Below are 23,594 nucleotides of genomic sequence, written 5' to 3'. Positions count from 1 at the left end.
CGGTTCATTCTCCCGTAAACACCGGCCTGCGCTTCTCCTTGAAGGCATTGATCCCTTCGCGGTAATCGCGCGTCAGCGAGACCATGACCTGATTGTCGCGCTCGGCGTCGAGCGAGGCCTCGAAGCCCTGATCGATCGCGACCTGGACCTGCGAGCGGATCGCCGCGAGCGTCTTGGTCGGCATGGCGGCGAGACGGGTGGCGATCTCCTCGGCGCGGGCGAGGACCAGGTCATCGTCGACCACTTCACTGACGAGCCCTGCGGCCAGTGCCTCGGGCGCGAACATCTTCTCTGCAAGCAGCGCCATCTTCAGCGCACGCAGCCGACCGACCGCGCTCGCTACCAGCCAAGTCGCGCCGACATCAGGCACCAGCCCCCGCAGCGCAAAGGCGAGCATGACATAAGCCGAGCGTCCGACGACGACGATATCGCCCGACAGCGCGAGCGATGCCCCGCCCCCCGCGGCCGCGCCCTTGACCGCGGTGATCAGCGGCACCGGCAGCGCCGCGAAGAAGCGCGCCAGCGGGTTGTAACAGTCGTCCATCTGTCCGCGCACGTCTACTGCGCCACCGGTGGCGGGCGCCTGTCCGGTCGGAGCGATGTTCGCGCCCGCGCAGAAGTTGTCGCCCGCGCCGGTCAGGATTACCGCGCGTGCGCCGCTGTCGATCTCGGCCTGGATGAGTCCGGGCAGGTCGAGCATCATCTGCGGCGTGAACGCGTTCATCTGCGCCGGCCGGTTGAGCGTCACCCGCGCCACGGCACCGATCCGTTCGACGAGAATGTCCTGTTCGCCGGTCATAGGCCTCCCCTTTGTCAGGGCGCCAATGACGGCCCGATGGGCCGGCTTGTCCAGCAGTGCCCTGCTTTATCGGCGGGACGATTTAGACCCGGCCGAGCGGCACGACCATCGGCGTCTCGCCCGACAGATCGACCTTGGCGCTGATGCCATAGACCCGTCGCAAGGTTTCCGCGGTCAGCACCGCGGCCGGTGCGCCTTCGGCGACGACGCGGCCCTGATCCATCAGGATCAGCCGATCGCAGTAGCGCGCGGCCATGGTCAGATCGTGGAGCACGGTCACGACGAGCGCCCCCTCGCGGGCCTCGCGCGCCAGCAGTTCCATGACGTCGATCTGGTGCCCGGGATCGAGCGCTGCCAGTGGCTCGTCGACCACCAGCCCCTGCGCGCCGACGGCCAGCGCGCGTGCCAGCATGACGCGCGCGCGCTCGCCACCCGACAGTTCGGTGGCGATCCGGTGCGACAGATGGCCGACGTCGGCGCGTGCCATCGCCTCGGCCACGGCGGCACGGTCTTCGGCGCCGATCCTCGACAGCGGCGCCAGATGCGGCAAGCGGCCCAAGGCGACCAACCGCTCGACGTCGAGCGGCCAGTGCAGTGTCTGTCCCTGGGGCAGATAGGCCAGTGCCCGTGCCCGATCGCGCGCGGCCATCCGGCCGACGGCCACGCCGTCGATCGCGACGCTCCCCGCATGCGCGGGCACGAGCCCGAGCATGGCGCGGACCAGGGTGGATTTGCCCGCACCGTTGGGGCCGATGATGCCCACGAGTTCGCCGCTGTCGAACCGCGCCGTGACACCGGCGACCACCTCGCGCCGGCCGAGCGCAACCGACAGGCCCTCGACGCTGACCGTCACCATAGCCGCCGCTCCCGCAGGAGATGGACAAGGAAGACCGGCACGCCGAGGAAGGCCGTGACGACGCCGAGCTTGAGTTCGCTCGAGGTCGGGATCAGCCGCACGAGCACGTCGGCGAAGGTCAGCAGCGCCGCGCCGCCGAGCATCGAGGGCAGCAGGATAGACGAAGGGCTGCGATCGGTCAGCGGACGCACGAGGTGCGGCACGATCAGGCCGATGAAACCGATCGAACCCGAGACCGCGACCGCGCCGCCGACGCCGATCGCCACGCCGAGCAGGACGCGCATCCGTACCCTGCCGAGATCGAAACCCAGCGAGCGCGCACCGTCCTCGCCGAGCGCGAGAGCATCGAGCGCGCGGCCGTCGATCAGAAGCAGCGCGATGCCCGCGGCGATGCAGGGCAGCGCGATCATCACGTGCTGGCTGGAGCGGTTCTCGATCGAGCCGAGCAACCAGGTGGTGATCTCCATCGCCGCGAACGGATTGGGCGAGAGGTTCAGCGAGAGACTGATCCCCGCGCCGGCTAGCGTCGAAACCGCGATACCTGCAAGGATCAGGGTCAGCGGGCTCTCCGAACGGCCGGCGAGCGCAAAAAGCAGCAACAGCGCGCCGAGCCCGGTCAGGATCGCCAGCGCCGGCAAAGCCGCGGCGTGCCATTCGGCGAACCCGAAATATATCGCCGCGACCGCGCCGAGCGCGGCCGAATTCGACGCGCCGAGCGCCGACGGCTCGGCCAGCGGGTTGCGCAGGTAGCCTTGCAACACCGCCCCCGCGAGCCCGAGCATGGCCCCGACCAGCAGGCCGACCACGGCGCGCGGCAGGCGCAGGTCGAACAGGATCGTGCGGGTGATCGCATCGCCATCGCCCAGCGCCGCGGCGAGGATCCGCGTCGGCGGCAAAGGCACGGCACCGAGGCCGAGCGAGGCCAGGCCGGCGATCACCACCAGACCGATCAGCAGCGGCAGCAGTGCCGGGTGACGGGCGCGATGGACTTCGATTGACGCGATGCTCACGGTCCCCCCTGGCTCTGTCCGGCGCATCGGCCGGCGGCTGCGGTTACCGGCATTGCCGCGGCGCGACAAGCGGACTATGGGCAGGGCCATGCATGCCCTGCGCGCCCTCGTCCATCGCCACCGCCTTCTGGCAGCGATGCTCGTGTGCTGCGTGCTCGCGCTGAAGATCGCAGTGCCGGCCGGTTACATGCTGGGCCAGCACGGCAAGCTCCTGACGATCGAGATCTGCGCGGACGCCAGCGGCGGCACGGTCACCAAGCAGATCACGGTGCCCAGCACGCACGACGGCAAGGACGCGCAAGCCAAGAGCTCCGACACCTGTCCCTATGCCGCGCTGGGCTTCCCCGCGCTCGGCGGCGCCGACCTGGCGCTGCTCGCGCTGGCCCTGGCCTTCATCCTCGCGCTGGGCCTCGCGCCCGCGCCGTCGGTGCCGCTGCGCCGTGTTTCGTTCCTCCGGCCGCCGCTGCGCGGACCGCCGACGCTCGCCTGATCCGCAACCATCCGCGCCGTGGCGCGGGTTTCCTGCCGATCGGCTGCGGTGCGCACGACGCGCCCGTCCAGCGTTTCCGGAACAGACATCGATGAAGACTTCGCTCTCTGCGCTCAGCCTCGCGCTGTGCCTAGCTTCTCCCGCTTTTGCCGAAGAAGCGGCCGAGGCCCCCTCGGACAACAACATCCTCGTGGTCGGTCAGAAGGATGCGCCGGTCGAGATCGCGCCGCGTGGCCTGACCGTCAGCCTCGGCGCCGAACAATTCGCCGCGGTCAACGCCTTCAACACCGAAGACCTGATCAAGTACGCGCCCAATTTCTTCGTGCGCAAGCGCTACGCCGGTGACAGCAACGGCGTGCCGGGCTTCCGCGGCACCCATTCGAGCCAGAGCGCGCGCACCCTGGTGATGGTCGACGGCTTCGTTGTCTCCAATTTCCTCGGCAACAGCTTCGGCTTCGCGCCCAAGTGGGGAGTCGTCGGACCCGGCGAGGTCGAGCAGTTCGACATCGTCTATGGCCCCTACTCCTCACGCTACCTCGGCAATTCGATGGGGGGCATAGTCAACGTCACGACGCGCGATCCGAAGGAAACCGAAGCTTTCGCGACGGCCCAAGGCTTCGTCCAGCCGTACGGCCAGTTCGCCACAAAGCACGATTACTATGGCTATGCAGCCGAGGGCGGCTTTGGCTGGAAGCAGAAGGACGGGCCGTTCTCACTGCGCGTGACCGGCCGCTTCTTCCGCAACGAGGGCCAGCCGATGATGTGGTACGGCTTGGTGCCCACCACCGGCGCGGCCGGCACGGCGGTGACCGGCGCCGTCGTCGATCCGAAGCAGGTCGAAGCCATCGCTGCCGGAACCGGTCTCGCGAACCTGCCCCCCACGCTGCCCGGCCAGCCCGCGCAGGCCCTGCCGGCGGTGCCCGGCTCGCCCACCAATCCGATCTTCGCCGCGCAGTCGCCCGCGCGGATCACCCAGGCGCAGACCAAGCTCAAGCTCGGCTACGACGACGGCGCGGTGACGGGCCAGTTCCTGTTCGCCTACTGGCACAACGAGGACCGCCAGACCGCGCCCGACTGCTATCTGCGCGACGCCGCGGGCAACACGGTCTGCGAAGGCCGCGTGACGATTGGCGGGCAAACCTACACGGCCGCGGGTGCGGTCTTCTCGAAGACCCTGCGCGACGAGTTCCTCGCGGGCGTGAAACTCGCCGCGCCGATCGCCGAGAACACCACCGCACGCATCGCGGTCTCGACCTACCAGATCGCGCGCTCTGACGGCTTCACTTCGAACGGTTACGTCACGGGCCGCAACAACGGCGCCGGCACGCTGGCATCGCAGGGGCCGACCGGCTGGTGGACCGCCGATCTCGCGATCGAGAACAAGACCGACCGCCGCGAACTGGCGGTGGGCGTGACGGGTAACGCCTACCGCACCGACCAGACGCGCTACACCTTGGCGAACTGGACGAGCGACGCCGGCAAGGCCTTCTCCACCCGCACCTTCGGCAAGACCCGCCAGCTTTCGGCCTGGGCCGAGGCGCGGCTGCTGCTCGATCCGCTTACCGTGACCCTGGGCGCGCGCTACGACGACTGGCGCGCCTATGACGGCGGGCTGACGCGCTTGAACACGGCCGGCGCGCCGGTGGGCAATGCCTATGCCGCGCGCGGGGCGAACTCGCTCGATCCCAGCCTGTCGTTCGAATACCGGATCGACGACGCCACGCGGCTGCAACTGAGCCTGGCCATGGCAACGCGCTATCCGACCGTCGGCGAGCTGTTCCAGGGCAGCCTCAACGGCGACGGCAGCTTCAATGCGAACAGCTTCGACATCGCTCTCAAGCCCGAGCGCAGCAAGGACGCCAACCTGCTGATCGCGCACGACTTCGGCGCGATCAAGCTGACCGGTTCGGCCTTCTGGCAGCGCGTGCGCAACACGATCTTCCAGTTCTACGGCTTCAACCAGTTCGGCGTGTCGAGTTCGACCTACAAGAACATCGACCTGACCCGCCAGTTCGGCTTCGAACTGATCGCCCAGACCCAGGACTGGCCGCTGCCGGGCCTGAACATCGACGCCAACGCCGCCTACATCGATTCGAAGACGGTGCGGAACGCAGCCAATCCCGCCGCACAAGGGGTGCAGTTCCCGCGCATTCCGAAATGGCGGGTCAACGCCAACTTGCGCTATGCCCTGACCCAAGCGGTCGAGGGATCGATCGGCATGCGCTATGCCAGCCGGCCCAACACCGATCTGTTCGGCCTGCAGCGCGGGAATACCTATGGTTTCACGTCGGAACTCTTCGCGCTCGACGCGCGGATCAACTGGCGGATGACCGAGCAGCTGCGCGTGTCGGCTGGCGTCGACAACCTCACCAACAACCGTGCCTGGGTGTTCCACCCCTATCCGCAACGCACCTTCCTGGTCGAAGCCGGCTGGAGGCTCTGAGCCATGGCCGATATCGCTCTCGAACGTACCGCACTCTACCGCACGATCTGGCGCTGGCATTTCTACGCCGGGCTTTTCGTCATGCCGATGATGGTGATCCTGGCGCTCACCGGCGCCCTCTACCTGTTCAAGCCCCAGGTCGAACGCTGGGAGGAGCGCACCTTCCGAGGTCTTGCCGTCGAAAGCCCGGTGTCGGTCAAGGATCAGGTCGGGGCGGCCCTCGCCGCCCTGCCCGGCGCGCGCTTCCATTCGTATCGCGTTCCCGAAGCGCGCGGCGACGCCGCGCTGATCCATGTCGGACTGCCCGGCGGGGCGATGCGCGACGTCTTCGTCGCGCCGCAGGGCAAGGTGGTCGGGATCGTCGATCCCGAATGGCGGATCATGCAACTGGCCCACGACATCCACGGCCAGCTGCTGATCGGCCAGCGCGGCAGTTGGGTCGTCGAACTCGCGGCGAGTTGGGCGATCGTCATGCTGCTGAGCGGGCTCTACCTGTGGTGGCCCGCAGGGCGCGGCGCAGCGGGAGTGGTCTGGCCGCGGCTGGCATCGGGCAAGCGGGTATTCTGGCGCGATCTTCACGCGGTGACGGGGTTCTGGGTCGCTGGCCTCGCCCTGATCCTACTCGTTACAGGCCTGCCCTGGGCCGATGTCTGGGGCAGCGCCTTCAAGGCCGTCCGCGCCGAAATGGGTTGGGTCAAGGGACGCCAGGACTGGACCGTGGGCGGCAAGTCGGCCGATGACATGGGCGAACATGCCGGGCACGATCACGCAGCGATGATGGCGGAAAACACGGGCGAGCCGGTGGCGATGCCCGCTGGCCACAATCATGCGCACGGCCATACGATGACGATGTCACCGGTCACACTCGACGAAATCGTCGCGCGCGCCCAGAGCGAACACCTGCCCTTTCCCGTCATCATTACCCCGCCCGGCGCGCCGCAGCGCTTCGGCGCGAAGGCCGGCGGCGACTGGTCGGTGCGATCGGACACGCAGAACCGGCCGCTGCGCGTTACGCTGACCTATGATGCGATGACCGGCCGGATCGCCTCGCGCGAGACTTTCGCGGACAAGCACCCGATCGACCGCGTGGTCGGTTTCGGCGTCGCCTGGCACGAGGGCCAGCTCTTCGGCCTGATCAACCAAGTCGTCGGCGTGGTCACGGCGGCTATGCTGGTGACCCTGGCGGTCAGCGGTTTCGTGATGTGGCGCCGGCGCAGGCCCGCGGACAGGCTCGGTGCGCCGCCGCTACCGCCGGTACCGGCGCGCATCCGCGGCGTCGTGGCGATCGTGCTGATACTGGCGGCGCTGCTGCCGCTGCTCGCGCTGTCGCTGATCGTGCTCTGGCTGGTCGAGCGGCTCGTGCTTAGCCGGCTTCCCGCGACGTCGCGCTGGCTGGGCCTAGCTACCGCCTAGCGGCGCGCCGAGGCTGACCCACCAGCCGATGCCCAGTGCGATCGCCAGGACGACCACAGCGCGCAAGGCACCGCCGCCGGTGACTTCCGCCGCACCGGTGGAAAGCTGGCGGTCGCGGCCCGTGATCATGGGCACGATCAGCCGGCGCCCGCGCAGGCGGTAATAGACGATCGCAACCAGGTGCAGCACGACGAGGATCTGCACGAGCGTGAAGGCCAGGTGATGCACGTCGGCCGCGACGCGGCCCTGGTCGAAGTCGACGAGGTAGGAGAGCGGCCCCGATTCGATGCCGTCGACGTCAACCGCGAAAAGCCCGGTACCGACCTGCACCACCAGCGCCAGCAGCATCGCGATCACGCTGTAACCGCCGAGCGGATTGTGCCCGCCCTGCTTGGGCGCGTCCTTGGGCCGGCGCAGATAGGCCGCGGCTGCCATCGGCGACTTGAGGAAATGGGCGAAGCGCGCGGTGCTGCCGCCGACGAAGCCCCAGAGAATCCGGAAGACCAACAGGATCAGCGCGGTGAGCCCGGACTTGTAGTGCCAGTCCATCTGGCCGGTCTCGGCACTCCACCAGGAGAAGCCGACCAGCAGGACGATGGACCAGTGAAACAGACGCGTCGGTAGATCCCAGACTTTCACGGTGCCTCCCTCATTGGTTCCGCAGATCGACCATATCGCGCATCGTCGCGGAAACGAAGCGGCCAGATGCCTGGGCTCAGGCGATCAGTTCGCTGATGGTCTTGTTGGTTTCCATCGACTTGGAGCCCCACTTGTCGATCGAGACGCCCATGATCTGCTGGAGGCTGAGGCCGACGCGACTGACCGGCGTACCGGCGCCGTCGACGTAGAGGCCCGACTTGACGCGGCCGCCGGCGCGGCCGGCGAGCATCATCGGGATATTGTCGATCGTATGGAACTTGGCGAACTCGGTCTCCGAGTGCGCGAGGATCAGCGTGTTGTCGAGCAGGGTACGATCGCCCTCCTGAACCTTGTCGAGCGCGGCGATGAAGTAGACCCAAGCTTCCATGATCTTGGTCAGGAAGAAGGTGGCCTCGGGCTGATAGCCCAGGCGGTTGTCGAGCACTTCCTCGTGGGTGAGCTGGTGGTGGGTGATCGTCGAACCGATCCGCGTCAGCGAGGAGGCACCGTTGTTGAACATCATGTTGAACACGCGAGTCTGGTCGCAGGCGAGCGCCATGACCATCATGTCGGCCATCATCTCGTGGTTCTTGATCACCGCCTCGATGTCGCCGCTCGCGGTCATCTCGGGGGGCTTGGCACCGGGAACGACGCAGGCCTGCAGCGGTTCGGGCTTGGTCAGCTCGACGTCGAGGCGCTTCTCGAGTTGGCGCAGCGAGGTGAAGTATTGGTCGAGCTTCTGCTTGTCGGCCGCGCCGACCGCGGCTTCGAGCGCCTGGCGCTGTTCGGTCACGCCTGAGAGCACCGAGCGCCGCGCCATGACCTGCGGGTCGGGGGTGAAACTCGCGCTGTTCGGGTCCTTGAAGCCCGGGCCGAAGATGCGCGTGTAGAGCGACGCGGCGGAGGTCTCCGACGGGTTGAGATTGCCGCCGCCGCGGCCCGACAGCGAATTGCGCGGATCACCGATCGCCGAAGCGTCGAGCGAGCGGAATCGCGTGCGTGTGCCGATCTGGTCGCCGATCGTCACATCGAAGCTCTCGCCGGGCAGACCGCGCTCGGCGGTCAGCGCGCGGCCCGTGCGGATCGCGGGACCGCCACTCGCATGCGGCAGGTTCGGCGCACCGTCGAGGATCACGTTGAAATTGCCGAGCACGCTGATCTTCGACTGATAGTCCTTGATCGGCGCGAGCTCGGGCTTGAGGTCGTAGTTCGCGCCCGCCGTGTCGGGAAACCAGCGGCTGGGATTGACGCCCAGGCCCCAGAACCAGGTGCCGAAACGCACCGGCACCTGCGCGCCGGTGGCGGCTAGGGCCGTACCGTTGCCGTCGAGGAATGCGTCGAGCAGCGGCACGCCCACGGCGACGGCGGCGCCGTTCATCATGCCCTTGAGCGCGGTGCGGCGGCTGAGATCGAATGCCATGTCGGTCGTCCTTCGGGCTTGTCTTACTGGGTCAGCATCGAGACGTGGGTCGGTGCCGCGAGCGGCTTGGTCACCACCTGATAGGCCTCGGGCATCGTCGCGATCTGGCTGAACAGCGCGCGGATGCCGTAGCCGCCCGCGGCGAACTTGCGTTCGAGTCCCTCGACGTAGTTCGAGACGTCCTCGCCCGAACGGCCGGTGGCGTAGGACAGCGCGCGCATCGACAGGCACTGCGTGGTCGAGGAGCTTTCGGCCATCGTCTTGCCGAGGCCGATCGCGCCTTGGAACAGCTTGCCGTCCATCTCGCCGCTGGCGTCGATCAGCGCCGCGTTCTCGGTCTTGCGCGCCATGCCGAGGCCATCGAAGCGCTCGAGGCTGAGCCCGATCGGATCGGTGATCTTGTGGCAGCCCGAGCACGAGGGATCGGTGGCATGGGCGAGCAGGCGGATACGCGCAGTCGGCTTGGCCTTGTTGCCCGTCTCCTGGACCGCGGTGAAGTTGACGTTGCCCGGCGGGTTGGGCACCGGCTCGCACATCAGCAACTCGCGCACTGCACGCCCACGCAGAGTCGGCGAACTGCGCCCCGAATGCGAATAGAGCGCGAGGAAGCCGGCCTGGCCGAGCAGCCCGGCGCGATCGTCGCCCGGTGCGAACTCGTACGGTACCCAGCCCGCCGAACGGCCCACCGGGACCTGGTAGAGCCCGCCCAGCGAGCGCGTCATGAAGGTGCGCTGGGTGGTGAACAGGTCGCGATAGTCGCCGCGGCGCGCGACCAGGTGATCGGTGATCGTGCGCAACATCTGCTCGGGCAGCGCCTTGACGACGTCCTGATTGAAATAGGGATAGATCACCGGGTCCTTCGAGAGCTCGTCGAACTTCTCGAACAGCAGCATGTCGGCAAAGAAGGCGCGCACGCCCTGCTCGAAACGTGGCGAAGCGACCATCGTCTCGGCCAAGGTCGAAAGCTGCGCCTGGTCGGTGAGCTTGCCGGCTTCGGCTGCCTTGAGCAGGGTTTCGTTGGGCGTCGTGTTCCACAGCAGGAACGAGAGCCGCGCCGCGCGCGACCAGGCGTCGAGCCGCAGTTCGCCGGGCTTGGCCGGATCGGGCTCGGCAGTCTCGACGATATAGAGGAAGCGCGGCGAGGTCAGCATCGCCGCGAGCGCGAGTTCGAGGCCTTTGTGGAACGAGCCCGTCGGCCCGGCGCCGTCACCGGCTAGCTTGACGAAGAAGGCCTGCTCGGCCGGGCTCATCGGCCGGCGGAACAGATAACGGCCCAGCGGCGTCAGCACCTTGGCGGCGCAGGCCGCGTCGGCGACCTTCTGGTCCTTGGGCGCGCAGGGCACGAATTGCGCGCGGCGCTGTTCACCGAAGACCTGGGCGGCGATGTTGCGCCCCATGGCATCGAACTGGTCGAGCCCGGCGGGCGAAATCGAGGCTTCGGCCGCGCCGCTCGCGATCATCTCGTGGACCGGTCGCACGATCGGCTCGATGCGGCCGGCGACGACCACGTCGGGTCCGAAGACGTCGGCGATGACGTTGCGGTACTGCGCCTCGGTCAGGCGCCGCATCGCCACGATCTGCTGGCCGGGCAGCGTCCGCGCCAGCGCTGGCGCCGCGTCCTGCACCGCCGCGGTCTTCGGCGCCTCGCTCGCCGCACAGCCCATCAGGACCAGCGGCAAGGTCGCGACGCTCCAGGCCATTCGCTTGATAGGGTTCATCATCATCTCGCAGCCGTCCGGGGCGCCGGAACATCGTTGACGAAAGCCGGGATCGCCGTGATCGCCTGGGCCGCGGAAACGCCCTCGCACTTGCCGGTCTTCGGGTTCTTGAGGCCGTCGGCATAGTGGCGCAGCGTCGCCAGGTTCTGCGCACAATCGATCCCCGCGACGACGGCCGAACCGGCGCCGCCGATCGCCGGGCTGACGATCACGTCGAAGATCGGGCGATAGCCACCCATGACGCCACGCAGCGAACCGTCGGGCTGGAAGGCGAGCCGCAGGCGGCCCTTGGCATAGTGCCACTTGGTGCGGTTGCCGCGGATGTCGCGCGCGCCGCCCTGACCCCAGGTCTGTGTCAGGACGATGTCGGCCGGATCGGTGGTCAGTACGCCGTTCTTGATCCGCCCGCGCAGCACGTTGCGGTTGCGCGGCGCCTTGTCGCTGATCGTGAAGGTCGTGCCGCGCAGGAACTGTCCCTTGCTGTCGGCCAGCGGCCGGTCCGGCGTATTGGCGTAGATCACCTCGACCTCGTCGTCGTTCTGCAGGCTGTCGACGCCGCGCAGCAGGATCACCTGGGTCCACTCGCCCGAAGCCATGAATTGCTTCATGCCGCTCTGGTTGTCTCCGGCGATGCCATCGACCCCGCGCCATTCGAGGGTGCAACCCATCGCGCGGTACTCCTGGTTGTCGATGCCCTGTTCGCCCGTGGGCGTGGCGAAGCTCTCGTGCGCGCAGGTATCCTCGGTCTTTCCCTCATCGAGGTCGAGACCCCAGGCCTTCTTGCTCTGCACCGTGCGCATGACCGGCCGCTCGAACATGTCGGGCTGCGAGCAGACGTTGGTGTTGTTCGGACCGAAGGCATAGGCGTGCCAGCGTTGGGTCAGCTGCGCCTCGTTCTCCTTGCGCTCGAGCTGCGCGCGCTCTTCTGCCGGCAGGGTCGCGAGATAGGCGTCGCGCAGTTTGAGTGCGGTCCCCTGCGGGCAGGCGTCCTTGCCCTGGATCACCGGCTGGACGAAGCTGTCGACGACGAAGCCCAGGACCCCGCCCGGCGGCGGTGCGGGCAGTGGCTGCGGGCGCGGCGCGGCGGCATCGGCCGGCGCGCGCAGCCAGGTCGGTGCTACCGCACCGAGCGCGAAGACCGCGGCCACGGCCGATCCGAACAGACCGAGGCGCACGAAACGCGCGGAGTTTTCCATGGCTCTTTCCCTGTTTGTCATGGCCGCAGCACCGCCGCGCCCGCAGGCAGATCGGCCGGGCTCGTGCCCTCGGCGACAAAGGCCGGCTTGCCGTGGTAGAGCCACTGGGGACTGTCGGCTTCACGGCTGACCGTCCAGTCGTTGCCCAGGCCGCGGCTCGCCATGCCCGCCGCCAGCGGGCGCCAGCCAGCGCAGTCTTCGGCGCAGTTGCCGGTGAACAGCAAGCGTCCCTCATGGCCGACGAGCGCATAGGCGCCATCGACGAAGGCCAGCGAAACGTCGACCGGCGTGGTAAGCTTGGGCGCGGGCGGCACGTGCTTGAGCGTGTTCCACACCATGCGGTCCTCGCCTTCGTGCTCGGCCGAACCGGGCGCCTCGCCCTTGCGGGTGAAGACCAAGTGCCAGCCCTTGTAGACCCATTGCGGTCCCTGCGGCCCGGCGATCACCGTCCAGTCGGGGGCCTTGGCGTTCTGCACGTATTCGCTCTGCGCCGCGGGGCGGCCACGCTCACCGAAGCCCATCGGGAAGATGATGTTCGGCTTGACATCGGCGGGCGCCAGCAGCGGCTCCCAGGCCTCAGCACAAGCCTCACGGCAATGTTGCGAAGGATCGGCACCATCGCGCAGCAGGGTGCGCATGTCCATGCCGTAGAGCGTGCGCCCGCCCGGCCCCGCATAGACCGCGACTCCGCCAGCCTTGCCGAGCGTCACGCCCGGCGGAAAATTGGTGGTCATGGCAGCCGGGATCGGCAGGTCGACCGGCTGCGCGAACGCCACACCGCTCGAAAAACATGCCGTTGCCATCGCCGCCAAGGCTAGCCCCTTCATCGCATCGCTCTCCTATCGGGCCGCCGCTTTGCGACGTTCGCCCCACTCCCGCGAGCGCGATCGAGGATCGCACCGCCGAGCCGTTTTGATGTCGTGACTATAATTCAAGTTTTGAATCAGTCAACGCGATGCGCGGCGAAAAGTGTCGCAGCTTGTCGCAGACCGCCGCTGCGGATCAGGGAGTCGGCTTGCGCTGCGCCATCTGGACCAGTTCGTACCGATAGCCATCGGGATCGGTCGCCATCATGATGCGATACCCCATGGCGGCATCGCGGATCTCGCCGGGCACGAAGCCCGCAGCGCGCAGCCGCTCGGCGGTCGCAGCGAGGTCCTCGATGCGCAATACAGTGCGATCGTAACCGTTGCTCTGGAGGATCTGCGGCGGCGCTTTTGCGGTCTTGTCCGAAAGCAGGATGATCCCCGGCTGGCGCGGATCGCCGCCGAAGGTCAGGATCGTCTCGTGACGCGTCGACGGCCCCATTTCGAGACCGACCTTCATCCCCAGCCCGTCGACATAGAACTTGAGCGCGCGCGCCACGTCGCTGACATGGAGTGCCGGGCCGATCAGCGAACCCGAAGCCGCCGGATTCGGGGTGTCCGCCGCGGCTGGAATCGAGGCGCCAAGAACCGATGCCGCTATCGCGGCGAGGACGACCTTGCCTGCCATGTTCTCTCCCCTTGTGTCGTAACTTATGGTTTCTCGACGCGGAACTGGTCGTGGCAGGCTTTGCAAGTCCCGCCGAGGCTGCGCGCCGCCGTGCGCATCGCCGCAGCATCGCCGCCCGCGACCGCGCGCTGGAAAGCCGTCGCCTGCGCTGCGAAACCGTCCTGCAACTGGCGGAAGCGCGCGCCTTGGGCCCAGATCTCGGGCTTGGCCGCGGTCTTGATCCCGGGCTGCGGCCCGCTGCCGGCGGGATACCAGTTGTACTGCTGCGTGGCCGCGTTGCGGATCTGCCGCGCCGACATCTGGATCAGCACCGTCTGCGGCGAAGGTCCACGCAGTCCATCGTTGACCGCCTTGAAGGCAGCGCCGAGTTCACGATAGCCGTCGACCCGCGTGCGCACCTGGTCGGCCGGAGCGGCGAGCAGGGGCGCGGCGAGACCGGCGAGAACGAAGGGAGCGAGAAAGCGGAAACGCGAAGGCGGCAACATGGATTCTCCAATCTGGCTTACGCAGAAATTAGTTCAATTTTTGACCGATGTAAACGCCACCGGGTTCTTTGGCCTAAGCGCCCTTCCCGACGCGCCCCGGTCCGTGCCACGATATCGCGAACAACGAGCGGCGGGGAGAGCGCCATGGATATCGTCGACAGTCAGGTACATCTGGGACCGGGCGGCGCCGCGGAAATGGTCGCTGCGCTCGATGCGCTGGGGATCGCCGCAGCGCTGATCGACGAATACTGGTTGGGCACCCCGGGCGAGCCCTATTATCGCCTCGCCAATGGCGGCACGCGCACAACCTCCCCCACGGCCGAGCTCGCCGCCTGGACCTATCCGGGGCGGTTCTCCTATCTCGTACGGCTGGACCCGCGCGATCCCGAGCTTCGCGCGGTGATCCGCCTGGCACGCGACGCGGCGCACGTCCGCGCGCTGCGCGTCTCGCCGGGCATGACCCGCGGCGAGATCGCCGACTTCGCGGCCGGCGTCTACGACGAGATCTTCGCGCTGGCCTGTGAAAACGGATTGCCGGTCTTCGTCCAACTCGCCGGCCAGACCCAACTGCTCGAACGCGTGGTGCGCGCCTATCCCGACAGCCGCATCGTCATCTGCCATTGCGGGATGCCGCCAGGCGCGCGGCTTTGGCCGATCGTCGCGCAGATGGAAGGTCTTCCCGACAGCGAAACCTATTGGCGGGCAGCCGCAGCAGAGCCACACGACCGTGCCTTCGCCCGCGTGCTGCAGGCCGCCGAATGGCCGCAGGTGGCCCTGAAATGGGCGCATGCACCGGTCAGCTTCGATGCTGCGGGCTATCCCAATCTTGCTGCGAGGCCTTACCTGCGCGCCGCGGTCGATGCCTTCGGCGCGGATCGCGTGATGTGGGCGAGCGACATATCGGTCAATCAGACCGGCGAGAGCTGGGCCGAGCTGCTTTTCGCCATTGCCGACAATCCCGAGCTCAGCGCCGCGGAGCGGTCCTGCGTCCTCGGCGGCACTGCGCGACGCTGGCTTGACTGGCCGGCCTGAATCCGAACGCACAAAGGCCCCCTCTCCCGATCGGGAAAGGAGGCCTCTGTAACGCAATCTGACAGGTGTCAGGCGACGGCGCGCAGCTTGGCGACGTTGGCCTTGGCCTGTCCCGCGAGCGGCGCAGCGACATCGCTGGCCAGCTTGCCGAAAGCCTTGCCGTTCTTGCCGCCGAGCGCGACCGCGGTGTCGATGTTGCGCTTGGCGACCTGGAACTGCAGCTCGAAGAATTCCTTGGGCGACTTCACCGCAGCGAACGCCTTGAGATCGGCGACGAAGCTGTCGACGGCCTGCTTGCCATCGGCGACCGAGTCATCACCCAGCGTCTTGAGGCCGGCGCCGAGGATCTTGCCCGAGACGACGAGCGCCGCGACGTTGCCCTTGGTGATCGTGCCCAGTTCGCCGGCGACGGCCGAACCCTTGGCATAGGCGGCCTTGGCCTTGTCCTGCACGTCGGCCTTGATCGACTGGACGGTGGCCTTCTTGGCCTTGGCGGTACGGGTCGTCATCTGGGCAGTCCTTCTCGAAACGGATTGAGCGATGAAACGTCGGTAAAGAAGCAAAGGCGCCGCCCGCGCTAGTCCGAAAACCATCACGACGGCACTCATGTTGCAGTGCACAATAATCGTTTTGCGCGCGCCGTCAAGCATTTTTGTGCAGCGCAACATAATTCCCGCAACCCGCAGGGCCGCAGCATTGATGCGGAAGTCCGTTCGATCGGTGCAGAACCTGCCTTGCCGGCTCGTCCTGCCGCAGCAATCGTCATGGAACTGACGCTTTCACAAGGGGTTCCCCATCGGCCCCGCTCTGCTAGCATGAGAGGGTCCAAGCGGCGCGGTCACACGGGCAAGCGCGCGCAGAGGGAAAGGGTAGAGCATGGCCGACTCATCGCAGCGCAACGAAGATACCGGTGCGACCTGGGGCCTGCCTTCGTCGCTGTTCGGCCTCGACGGCCCCTTCGCCACCTACATGCGCTCGGCCAACCCCTTCGCGCTGTTCCAGCAGAACATGGCGCTCTACCAGCAGTTCGTGGACATCGCGCTGGGCACGTCGAAGATCGCTCCCGATGCGCGCGACTGGCGCTTCCAGGATGAGACCTGGGCCAAGAATCCGTTCTATCGCCGACTGAGCCAGGCCTATCTCGCGATGACCGAGGCAGTCCAGAACATGATCCCCGACGATCTTGCGGACGACGACAAGGCCCGGGCCCAGCTCGCCGCCGACATCGTTACCAGCGCCTTTGCGCCGACGAACACGCTGCTCGGCAATCCCGCCGCGGCGCTGCGCGCGATCGAAACCAAGGGCGACAGCGTCGCCAAGGGCTTTCGCAATTTCGTCGACGACTGGCTCAACAACGATGGCATGCCTTCGCAGGTCGATGCCTCGAAGTTCCAGGTCGGCAAGAACCTCGGCGTGACGCCGGGCAAGGTCGTGCACAAGACCGAGATGTTCGAGCTGATCCAGTACGCGCCGCAGGGCGACACGGTCTACGAGATCCCCGTGCTGCTGATCCCGCCGCAGATCGGTCGCTTCTATTTCACCGACCTCGCGCCCGGGCGCTCCTTCGCCGAATATGCCGTGAGCCAGGGCCTCAACCACTTCGTCGTCTCGTGGCGCAACCCGCAGCCCGAGCATCGCGACTGGGGCCTCGAGGATTACATCGAGTCCGCGCTCGAGGCGGTCGAGACCGTGGCGCTGATCTCGGGCACGCCCAAGATCAACCTGATCTCGTTCTGCGCAGGCGGCATCCTCTCCTCGATCGTCGCCGGCTACCTCGCGCAGAAGGGCCGCGGCGACATGATCAACACGCTCGCGCTCTGCGTGACCATGCTCAACTGGAAGGTCGACGCCTCGATAGGAGCCTTCCGCTTCCCCGCCGCGCTGACCATGGCCAAGGCGCAGACCGAGATGAAGGGCGTGCTGCCCGGCAGCGACCTCCACAAGGTGTTCACCTGGCTGCGCCCCAACGACCTCGTCTGGAACTACTGGGTCAACAACTACCTGATGGGCGATATGCCTTCGGCATTCGACATCCTCGCCTGGAACAAGGACAACACCAACCTCCCCGCCAAGCTGCACAGCGACTTCCTGCGCATCTTCGAGGAGAACCTGCTGATCGAGCCCGGCGCCTTCGAGGCGATGGGCACGCCGATCGATCTCGGCGACATCACCTGCGACAATTTCATCGTCGGCGCGGTGACCGATCACCTGACGCCGTGGAAGGCCTGCTACCAGGCCTGCAACTTCCTCGGCGGCGACAGCACTTTCGCGCTGTCCAACGGCGGCCATGTCGCCGCGCTGGTCAATCCGCCGAGCAATCCCAAAGCGCACCACTTCATCGCCCCGGGCACCGCGCCCAACGCCGATGCCTGGATGGAAACCGCCAGCCGCGAGAAGGGTTCGTGGTGGGAAGGTTGGGCAAAGTGGGTGATCGCACGCAGCGGCAAACGCGTTCCGGCGCCAAAACAGCTCGGTTCGAAGGCATTTCCCGCCGGAATCGGCGCGCCTGGCGAATATGTGACACAGTAGCTCACTGCCTTGCTTGCGCTGCAGTGCAGCATATATTAGCAATCCTGTAAGTAGATGACCTTGGCCCTGAGCGCAGGTTCCGAAAGGAAGGAATGTTACCTTCCGGTGGGGCTTGCTGGGAGCAGTGCCCGGCAGAACTAGGGGTTAGTGGTTTGATCTATCTTGCCTATGAAACGCTGCGGCGCAGCACGCGACCGATGGCCTGGCTGCTCGACAAGGGCCAGCAGCTCGCGCGCGACGAGCGCAATCCGCTGCGCGACACGATCGGCATGCGCGCGCTCGCCACGGCCTGGGAACTGCCTGCCCGCGCACTCAAGGACTATCCGAAGCAGGCCTACCAGGTCTGGGAAGATCTCGACGATGCAGACGTCGTGGTCGATGCCGAAGTCGTCCACAGCCTGCCCTTCGCCGACCTGCTGCGCTTCAACCGCGAGGACGGCACCAAGAAGCCCAAGGTGCTGATCGCCGCCGCGCTCTCGGGCCATCACGCGACTCTGCTCGAGGACACGATCCGCGGCTTCACGCGCGATTTCGACACCTACATCACCGACTGGAAGGACGCGAAGCAGGTCCCGCTGGCCGCCGGCGAATTCGACTTCGACGGCTATGTCGAGCACCTGATGACCTTCCTCGAAGTGCTCGGCCCCGACACCCACGTCGTCGCCACCTGCCAGGCGGCGCCGCCGGCGATGGTCGCCGCGGCCGTGCTCGAAGCGCGCAAGGCCAAGCACAAGCCGGCCACGCTGACCCTGATGGGCGGCCCGATCGACACGCGCGTCAGCCCCAACGTGCTGACCAAGCTGACCGAGAAGGTGCCGTTCAAGCTGTTCAAGACGCTGAACATCCACACGGTGCCGCCGGGTTATCCGGGCTCGGGCCGCCGCGTCTATCCGGGCTTCTACCAGCTCAGCGGCTTCATCGCGCTCAATCCCAAGCCGCACATCCGCCAGTATGGTCAGTTCCCCAAGAACTCGATCAAGGGCGACGAGGTCGCGCTGCAGAAGTTCCGCGACTTCTACGACGAATACTTCGCGGTGCTCGACATGGCCGAGGGCTTCTATCTCGACACGCTCAAGAAGGTGTTCTTCGAGCACCACATCCCCAAAGGGATCATGGAACACCGCGGCAAGCTGGTCGACTTCGCCAGCGTCAAGGACCTGCCGCTGCTGACCGTCGAGGGCGAGAACGACAACTTCTGCCCGCCGGGCCAGACCGAAGCCGCGCACGACGTGTTCAGCGGCATCCCCGCGAGCAAGCGCAAGAACTACATCCAGCCCGGCGTCGGCCACTATGGCGTGTTCTCGGGCTCGAAGTTCCAGAGCAGCATCTATCCGGTAATCCGCGACTTCATCCACGAGGCCGTCGGCATCGAGGCCAAGGAAGAGATTCCCGTCACGCAGTGATCCGCGCGTCCTCCCCGCAAGGGGAGGACCACCGCTAGACGCGGGCGCGCTGCTCCTGCCACCAGATGTCGAGCGCGGCCGCCTCGGGCGCCAGCGTGGTGTAGAACGGCGCGGCGAAGGCATCCCAGGCCGCAGCCTGCCGGGGCGAGACCGAGGTCAGCACCGGCACCTCGGCGACGATCGCCGCCTGGAAGGCCGAGACGAGGCCCGACCGGTTTTCCGCCTCGTACTTGCCGAACTTGTTGAGCACGACGAGATCGCAGCCTTGCGCGATCTGCCGCGCCACCGATTCGGCGGCGAAGACGACGCCTTCGGGATCGAAGGCGCAGGCGGCCGACCCGGCGCCGAGGTCCTGGAACATCGCATAGCGGTTGCCGTCGGCGAGGCTGAGCAGGGTGCCCGGCCCGCACTGGCGATCGCGACCCTCGCCGCCGTCCTCGATCAGTCCGACGATTCGCGCGCCCTCGCGATGACGCGCGACGAATTCGGCGAGCAGGCGCTGGATGTCCTCGCTGCCCGCACCCTGGACGATCGCTATCGGCTTGATGGTTTCGTCCATCTCGAGTCCTTCGGTCACATCCAGCCTTCCACCGACAGCCATCGACGCAGTAAAGTCGTCGCGCGTCACGAACCCGCGATCGGTCTGCGCTTGGAGAAAGGCAAGCGACGACGCCTTTTCTTCTCGATCATAGCGCTAGCTTTCGTGATGATCGAGCACAGCTTCGAGCCTCGGCCCCGAACCGTCGGGCGAGCAGCCGCCGGTCGGGTAACGCTGCAAGCCTCAGGGCAGACGCACGACCAGCACCGTCATCTGCGGCGCGCCGTTGGCACCGAGCTGCAGCGTATAGTTACCCGGCGTCAGCGGAAAATCGACCATCTTGCGCACGCCGCTACAGTCCGGGCCATGGCCGTGCGCGATCGAAGTCACGGCCTTGCCGCCTTGGACGAGATCAATCCAGGCGCCCGAACTGATCGCGACGCGATAGGTGCCACCCTCCGCCACGTTGAGCGCGATGAGCCCGCCGAAGCTCGCCGAGCCGCCGGGCTTCTCGGGGCGCAGCGCATAGCGCACCTGCGGCGTCGACTTGAGCGTCAGGTTCGCCGCCTGGCCGATCGCCAGCCCCGGCGCGATCTGCGCGGCAACACCGGCCTCGAGCACGATCGGCCTGGCCCAAGCTGCGAGTTCACCGGGAAGCGGGGCCTGCACCCGGCATTGGAGATCGGCCGCCTTGACCGCACTCGCAGGCGCGACCGGCGCCTCTCCATGATCATGCGCCTGTGCAGAGACCGCAGTCCCGCCAGTCAGCACCAACACGATTGCCACAGAGTTCACGAAAGTCGTCCGCATCACCGTCCTGCCTTGCATAGCTATATCTCTGTGAATATAGGCCCGCGCCAAGAACCACAATGCCCGTAACCACAATATAGATTTCAGGGGGTTTTTCGTGCGCCATCTCGCCACTCTCGCGTCCGTGCTTGCGCTCGGGCTGTCCAGCCAGGCCTTCGCCCAGGATGAAGCCCAACCCGCCGAAGACACGGGCAACGGCACTTTCACGCTCGGCCAGATTGTCGTCACCGGCGCCCGGCCAGAGGGCATCGCCATCGGCGGCGAGACGCTGACCGCCGAGGCGATCTACGCCTTCAACCGCAACACGCTCGACGATGCGGCGAACCTGATACCCGGCGTCACAGCCGGCAACAGCGGCGGCTCGCGCAACGAGCGCCTGCTGTTCGTGCGCGGCTTCGACCGGTTCCAGGTGCCGCTGTCGATCGACGGCATCCGCGTCTATCTGCCCGCCGACAACCGCCTCGACTTCGGCCGCTTCCTGACCCCCGACATCGCCGAGCTGCAGGTCGCCAAGGGCTATGCCTCGGTGCTCGACGGCCCCGGCGGCATGGGCGGCGCGGTCAACCTCGTCACGCGCAAGCCGACCAAGGAAATCGAAGCCGAAGTCCGCGGCACGCTGAACCTCGATCGCGATGCCGACTATGCCGGCTACAACGTCTTCGCGCTGCTCGGCACCAAGCACGACCAGTGGTACGCCCAGGCCTCCTACGCGCGCAATTTCCAGGATCACTGGACGCTCGCGGGCGGCTTCCGCCCCACCGTCGTCGCCAACGAGGACGGCGGCGAGCGCGACTTCAGCCGCACCAGCGACTGGCGCGTCAACGTCAAGGCGGGCTTCACGCCCAATGCCACCGACGAATATGCGATCAGCTACACGCGCCAGGAAGGTTCGAAGAACGCACCGCTGCACGTCAGCGACACGAACAACGTCTCGCTGCGCAACTGGGAATGGCCCTACTGGAACATCGAGGGCGTCTATTTCCTCTCGACCACCGCGCTCGGCGACCAGGCGACGCTCAAGACCCGCGCCTACTGGAACAAGTACGAAAACCTGCTGCGTTCGTGGGACAACCGCAACCAGAACAGCCAGACGCTGGCGCGTTCGTTCGACAGCCCCTATGACGACACCGCCTATGGCGGTTCGGCCGAACTCGCGGTCGCCCTCGCGCCGCGCGACACGCTGACCCTGGCCTTCCACTATCGCCACGACGAGCACACCGAGACCCAGACCAGCCGCCCGGGCTTCACCACCCCGACCGTCGAACCGGTCCAGGTCAGCGCCGAGCGCACCTGGAGCGCGGCGATCGAGAACCGCCTGGCCTTCACCGAGGCGCTGAGCCTGACCCTGGGCGGCAGCTTCGACTGGCGCGATACCGACCGCGCCGAGGAATTCGGCGTGCCGCTCAGCCAGACCGGCGCCAGCCGCCTGTACTCGTTCGCGCTGCGCAACGCCTCTGCCTGGAACGCGCAGGGTCGGCTCGACTGGGCGCAGGACGGCACCGCGCTGCACCTCAGCGTTTCGTCGCGCGCGCGCTTCCCGACGCTGTTCGAGCGCTTCTCGAGCCAGTTCGGCACGGCCGAGGCCAACCCGAACCTCAAGCCCGAGCGCGCCACCAACGTCGAGTTCGGCGGCAGCCGCGCGTTCGGCCCGATCCGCGTCGAGGGCGCGATCTTCTACAGTCACCTGACCGACGCGCTGGTCTCGGTCCGCACCGCCGCCAACCTCAACCGCCGCGAGAATTACGGCAGCGCCGACTACTATGGCGGCGAGCTGTCGCTGAGCGCGCAGCTGACCTCGGTGTTCCAGGCCGGCGTCAACTACAGCTACATCAAGCGCGACTTCGACGTCGGCACCCCGCCCACCGGCGGGTTGATCCGTCCGTTCGAGCTGACCGACGTGCCCGGCCACAAGGGCTTCGTCTGGATCTCGTACCGGCCGGTGCCCGCGATCAACGTGCTGCCGAGCCTCGAATTCGCCTCGGGCCGCACCACGGTCACGCCCGCTTCGGCCAACGGCCTGGTGCCCGTCTATTACCAGACCGGCGGCTATGTCACCGCGGCGCTGCGCGTGGACTGGGACGTGACCGACTTCCTCACCGTCGGCGTCGGCGGGCGCAACCTGTTCGATCGCAACTACACGCTGACCGACGGCTTCCCCGAGCCGGGCCGCAGCTTCTTCGCGAGCATCCGCGCGAAGTACTGACCGCCGTCTCGGACACAAACCGCAACAATACATACGGGCCGGAGCATTTCCGGCCCGTTTTGCGTTCGGATCGCGCGACTCCGCTTGAAACGGGGCGCGGGTCGCCTAAGGCTGCGCGCAAAGCAGATGGGAGATTCTGATGCAGATGCGCAAGCTGGGTAGCACCGGCGTGGCAATCGCGCCGCTCGTGCTCGGCGGCAACGTGTTCGGCTGGACCGCGGATCGCGAGACGAGTTTCGCAATCCTCGACGCCTTTCTCGAGGCCGGGTTCAATGCGATCGACACCGCCGATTTCTACATGCGCCACCTGCCCGGCTTCGAGGGCGGCGAGTCCGAGACCGTGATCGGCGAATGGCTCAAGGACCGCGGCGTGCGCGACAAGGTCGTGCTGATTACCAAGGGCGGCCTGCCGATGGGCGAAGGCCTGGAAGGCCTGGGCCGCGACTACCTGCCCCGCGCCTGCGAGGCCTCGCTGCGCCGGCTGCAGACCGACCACATCGACGTCTACATGGCGCACCAGCCCGACGTGAACACGCCGATCGCCGAGACGCTCGAAGCCTTCCAGGCGCTGATCGACGCGGGCAAGGTCGGCCACGCCGCCGCCTCGAACTATTCGGCCGAACAATTGCGCGAGGCCGTCGCCGCCGAGCGTCCGGGCCGTGCGCGCTATGCCGTGCTCGAACAGCACTACAACCTCGCCGCGCGCGAGGAGTTCGAAGGCCCGCTTGAAGATGTCTGCCTGGCCGAGAATATCGGCACGATTCCTTATTTCTCGCTCGCCGGCGGTTTCCTCACCGGCAAGTACCGCTCCAAGGACGACGCCGAGGGCCGCGCGCGCGGCGGTACGGTCCAGCGCTATCTGACACCGAAGAATTTCGCGCTGCTCGACGTGCTCGACGTCGTTGCCGCGCGCCACGATGCGACGCTCGCGCAGGTCTCGCTGGCGTGGCTGCTAACGCGCAAGTCGGTCTCGGCGCCGATCGTCAGCGCGACCAGCCTCGGCCAGCTCGCCGACATTCTCAAGTCGGTCGAGCTTCAGCTCACCGCCGAAGACCTCGCCGCGCTCGACGCCGCATCGGCGTAACAGTTTCAGGCGCACAAGCATTCCCCAGGAGA

Annotated in this window: 21 protein-coding genes; 8 read left to right on the top strand and 13 right to left on the bottom strand. The window is 67.1% G+C overall.

All coding sequences use genetic code 11. The features are described 5' to 3' along the window. Positions 1-4 precede the first annotated feature (4 nt). From WG901_RS16295 to WG901_RS16285, 3 genes are all read right to left on the bottom strand, one after another. The gene (locus WG901_RS16295) at positions 5-799 is read right to left on the bottom strand and encodes an enoyl-CoA hydratase-related protein (RefSeq protein ID WP_339588151.1); all 795 of its coding nucleotides are present in this window, start codon (positions 797-799) and stop codon (positions 5-7) included. Positions 800-881: 82 nt separating this feature from the next. Beyond that, complete coding sequence (locus tag WG901_RS16290) at positions 882-1,655, bottom strand: ABC transporter ATP-binding protein (RefSeq protein WP_339588150.1); 774 nt, start codon at positions 1,653-1,655, stop codon at positions 882-884. Continuing rightward, positions 1,649-2,659, bottom strand: a complete 1,011-nt coding sequence (locus tag WG901_RS16285; RefSeq protein ID WP_339588429.1) for a FecCD family ABC transporter permease — start codon at positions 2,657-2,659, stop codon at positions 1,649-1,651. The genes WG901_RS16290 and WG901_RS16285 overlap by 7 nt, the downstream gene beginning before the upstream one ends. Before the next feature lie 94 nt (positions 2,660-2,753). Between WG901_RS16285 and WG901_RS16280 the strand changes: the two genes are divergently transcribed. The 3 genes from WG901_RS16280 to WG901_RS16270 all read left to right on the top strand — a co-directional run bounded on the left by WG901_RS16280 (position 2,754) and on the right by WG901_RS16270 (position 7,011). Continuing rightward, positions 2,754-3,155: a DUF2946 family protein gene (locus tag WG901_RS16280; RefSeq protein WP_339588149.1), complete on the top strand. Its 402-nt coding sequence runs from the start codon at positions 2,754-2,756 to the stop codon at positions 3,153-3,155. A 91-nt stretch (positions 3,156-3,246) separates the two neighbouring features. Next, positions 3,247-5,598, top strand: a complete 2,352-nt coding sequence (locus WG901_RS16275; protein WP_339588148.1) for a TonB-dependent receptor — start codon at positions 3,247-3,249, stop codon at positions 5,596-5,598. A 3-nt stretch (positions 5,599-5,601) separates the two neighbouring features. Beyond that, entirely contained in the window at positions 5,602-7,011 is a 1,410-nt protein-coding gene (locus WG901_RS16270) for a PepSY-associated TM helix domain-containing protein (protein WP_339588147.1), read from the top strand. On the opposite strand, the gene WG901_RS16265 is transcribed toward WG901_RS16270, so the two are convergent. The 7 genes from WG901_RS16265 to WG901_RS16235 all read right to left on the bottom strand — a co-directional run bounded on the left by WG901_RS16265 (position 6,997) and on the right by WG901_RS16235 (position 13,963). After that, the gene (locus WG901_RS16265) at positions 6,997-7,650 is read right to left on the bottom strand and encodes a cytochrome b/b6 domain-containing protein (RefSeq protein ID WP_339588146.1); all 654 of its coding nucleotides are present in this window, start codon (positions 7,648-7,650) and stop codon (positions 6,997-6,999) included. The genes WG901_RS16270 and WG901_RS16265 overlap by 15 nt on opposite strands. 76 nt (positions 7,651-7,726) lie before the next feature. After that, positions 7,727-9,070 carry a DUF1552 domain-containing protein gene (locus tag WG901_RS16260; protein ID WP_339588145.1) on the bottom strand — a complete coding sequence of 448 codons (1,344 nt, stop codon included), beginning with the start codon at positions 9,068-9,070 and terminating at the stop codon, positions 7,727-7,729. A gap of 23 nt (positions 9,071-9,093) precedes the next feature. Then, complete coding sequence (locus WG901_RS16255) at positions 9,094-10,788, bottom strand: DUF1592 domain-containing protein (RefSeq protein WP_339588144.1); 1,695 nt, start codon at positions 10,786-10,788, stop codon at positions 9,094-9,096. A gap of 2 nt (positions 10,789-10,790) precedes the next feature. Continuing rightward, positions 10,791-11,984, bottom strand: a complete 1,194-nt coding sequence (locus WG901_RS16250) for a hypothetical protein (protein WP_339588143.1) — start codon at positions 11,982-11,984, stop codon at positions 10,791-10,793. A gap of 17 nt (positions 11,985-12,001) precedes the next feature. Continuing rightward, positions 12,002-12,718, bottom strand: a complete 717-nt coding sequence (locus WG901_RS16245) for a COG4315 family predicted lipoprotein (protein WP_339588142.1) — start codon at positions 12,716-12,718, stop codon at positions 12,002-12,004. 268 nt (positions 12,719-12,986) lie between these two features. Next, positions 12,987-13,478 (bottom strand): VOC family protein, encoded by a 492-nt coding sequence (locus WG901_RS16240; RefSeq protein ID WP_339588141.1) that lies wholly within the window; start codon positions 13,476-13,478, stop codon positions 12,987-12,989. Positions 13,479-13,501: 23 nt separating this feature from the next. Continuing rightward, positions 13,502-13,963 (bottom strand): c-type cytochrome, encoded by a 462-nt coding sequence (locus tag WG901_RS16235; RefSeq protein WP_339588140.1) that lies wholly within the window; start codon positions 13,961-13,963, stop codon positions 13,502-13,504. A 144-nt stretch (positions 13,964-14,107) separates the two neighbouring features. On the opposite strand from WG901_RS16235, the gene WG901_RS16230 reads away from it, so the two are divergent. Then, positions 14,108-14,995, top strand: a complete 888-nt coding sequence (locus WG901_RS16230; RefSeq protein WP_339588139.1) for an amidohydrolase family protein — start codon at positions 14,108-14,110, stop codon at positions 14,993-14,995. Positions 14,996-15,063: 68 nt separating this feature from the next. Here the strand turns inward: WG901_RS16230 and WG901_RS16225 are convergent, their stop codons facing one another. Next, positions 15,064-15,504: a phasin family protein gene (locus tag WG901_RS16225; protein WP_339588138.1), complete on the bottom strand. Its 441-nt coding sequence runs from the start codon at positions 15,502-15,504 to the stop codon at positions 15,064-15,066. A 367-nt stretch (positions 15,505-15,871) separates the two neighbouring features. On the opposite strand from WG901_RS16225, the gene WG901_RS16220 reads away from it, so the two are divergent. Both WG901_RS16220 and phaZ read left to right on the top strand, forming a co-directional pair. Beyond that, entirely contained in the window at positions 15,872-17,524 is a 1,653-nt protein-coding gene (locus tag WG901_RS16220) for a PHA/PHB synthase family protein (RefSeq protein ID WP_339588137.1), read from the top strand. Positions 17,525-17,616: 92 nt separating this feature from the next. Next, positions 17,617-18,927, top strand: a complete 1,311-nt coding sequence (phaZ, locus tag WG901_RS16215) for a polyhydroxyalkanoate depolymerase (RefSeq protein ID WP_339588136.1) — start codon at positions 17,617-17,619, stop codon at positions 18,925-18,927. A 34-nt stretch (positions 18,928-18,961) separates the two neighbouring features. Here the strand turns inward: phaZ and WG901_RS16210 are convergent, their stop codons facing one another. Together WG901_RS16210 and WG901_RS16205 are read right to left on the bottom strand one after the other, a co-directional pair. Beyond that, complete coding sequence (locus WG901_RS16210) at positions 18,962-19,504, bottom strand: DUF2478 domain-containing protein (protein ID WP_339588135.1); 543 nt, start codon at positions 19,502-19,504, stop codon at positions 18,962-18,964. A 204-nt stretch (positions 19,505-19,708) separates the two neighbouring features. Beyond that, positions 19,709-20,251: a hypothetical protein gene (locus WG901_RS16205; RefSeq protein WP_339588134.1), complete on the bottom strand. Its 543-nt coding sequence runs from the start codon at positions 20,249-20,251 to the stop codon at positions 19,709-19,711. A 121-nt stretch (positions 20,252-20,372) separates the two neighbouring features. On the opposite strand from WG901_RS16205, the gene WG901_RS16200 reads away from it, so the two are divergent. Further along, positions 20,373-22,478 (top strand): TonB-dependent receptor plug domain-containing protein, encoded by a 2,106-nt coding sequence (locus WG901_RS16200; RefSeq protein WP_339588133.1) that lies wholly within the window; start codon positions 20,373-20,375, stop codon positions 22,476-22,478. Between the two features lie 139 nt (positions 22,479-22,617). After that, entirely contained in the window at positions 22,618-23,562 is a 945-nt protein-coding gene (locus WG901_RS16195; protein ID WP_339588132.1) for an aldo/keto reductase, read from the top strand. Positions 23,563-23,594 lie beyond the last annotated feature (32 nt).

The sequence above is a fragment of the Novosphingobium anseongense genome, from assembly GCF_037482895.1.
GTDB lineage: Bacteria > Pseudomonadota > Alphaproteobacteria > Sphingomonadales > Sphingomonadaceae > Novosphingobium > Novosphingobium anseongense.
This window is presented reverse-complemented; position numbering and strand designations above follow the sequence as displayed.

Excerpts from the sequence above, each read along its gene's own strand:
- WG901_RS16295 (WP_339588151.1), bottom strand. The coding sequence starts at position 799 with ATGACCGGCGAACAGGACATTCTCGTCGAACGGATCGGTGCCGTGGCG.
- WG901_RS16220 (WP_339588137.1), top strand. The coding sequence starts at position 15,872 with ATGGCCGACTCATCGCAGCGCAACGAAGATACCGGTGCGACCTGGGGC.
- WG901_RS16245 (WP_339588142.1), bottom strand. The coding sequence starts at position 12,718 with ATGACCACCAATTTTCCGCCGGGCGTGACGCTCGGCAAGGCTGGCGGA.
- WG901_RS16280 (WP_339588149.1), top strand. The coding sequence starts at position 2,754 with ATGCATGCCCTGCGCGCCCTCGTCCATCGCCACCGCCTTCTGGCAGCG.
- phaZ (WP_339588136.1), top strand. The coding sequence starts at position 17,617 with ATGTTACCTTCCGGTGGGGCTTGCTGGGAGCAGTGCCCGGCAGAACTA.
- WG901_RS16240 (WP_339588141.1), bottom strand. The coding sequence starts at position 13,478 with ATGGCAGGCAAGGTCGTCCTCGCCGCGATAGCGGCATCGGTTCTTGGC.
- WG901_RS16270 (WP_339588147.1), top strand. The coding sequence starts at position 5,602 with ATGGCCGATATCGCTCTCGAACGTACCGCACTCTACCGCACGATCTGG.
- WG901_RS16225 (WP_339588138.1), bottom strand. The coding sequence starts at position 15,504 with ATGACGACCCGTACCGCCAAGGCCAAGAAGGCCACCGTCCAGTCGATC.
- WG901_RS16290 (WP_339588150.1), bottom strand. The coding sequence starts at position 1,655 with ATGGTGACGGTCAGCGTCGAGGGCCTGTCGGTTGCGCTCGGCCGGCGC.
- WG901_RS16235 (WP_339588140.1), bottom strand. The coding sequence starts at position 13,963 with ATGTTGCCGCCTTCGCGTTTCCGCTTTCTCGCTCCCTTCGTTCTCGCC.
- WG901_RS16195 (WP_339588132.1), top strand. The coding sequence starts at position 22,618 with ATGCAGATGCGCAAGCTGGGTAGCACCGGCGTGGCAATCGCGCCGCTC.
- WG901_RS16230 (WP_339588139.1), top strand. The coding sequence starts at position 14,108 with ATGGATATCGTCGACAGTCAGGTACATCTGGGACCGGGCGGCGCCGCG.
- WG901_RS16250 (WP_339588143.1), bottom strand. The coding sequence starts at position 11,984 with ATGGAAAACTCCGCGCGTTTCGTGCGCCTCGGTCTGTTCGGATCGGCC.
- WG901_RS16260 (WP_339588145.1), bottom strand. The coding sequence starts at position 9,070 with ATGGCATTCGATCTCAGCCGCCGCACCGCGCTCAAGGGCATGATGAAC.
- WG901_RS16275 (WP_339588148.1), top strand. The coding sequence starts at position 3,247 with ATGAAGACTTCGCTCTCTGCGCTCAGCCTCGCGCTGTGCCTAGCTTCT.
- WG901_RS16255 (WP_339588144.1), bottom strand. The coding sequence starts at position 10,788 with ATGAACCCTATCAAGCGAATGGCCTGGAGCGTCGCGACCTTGCCGCTG.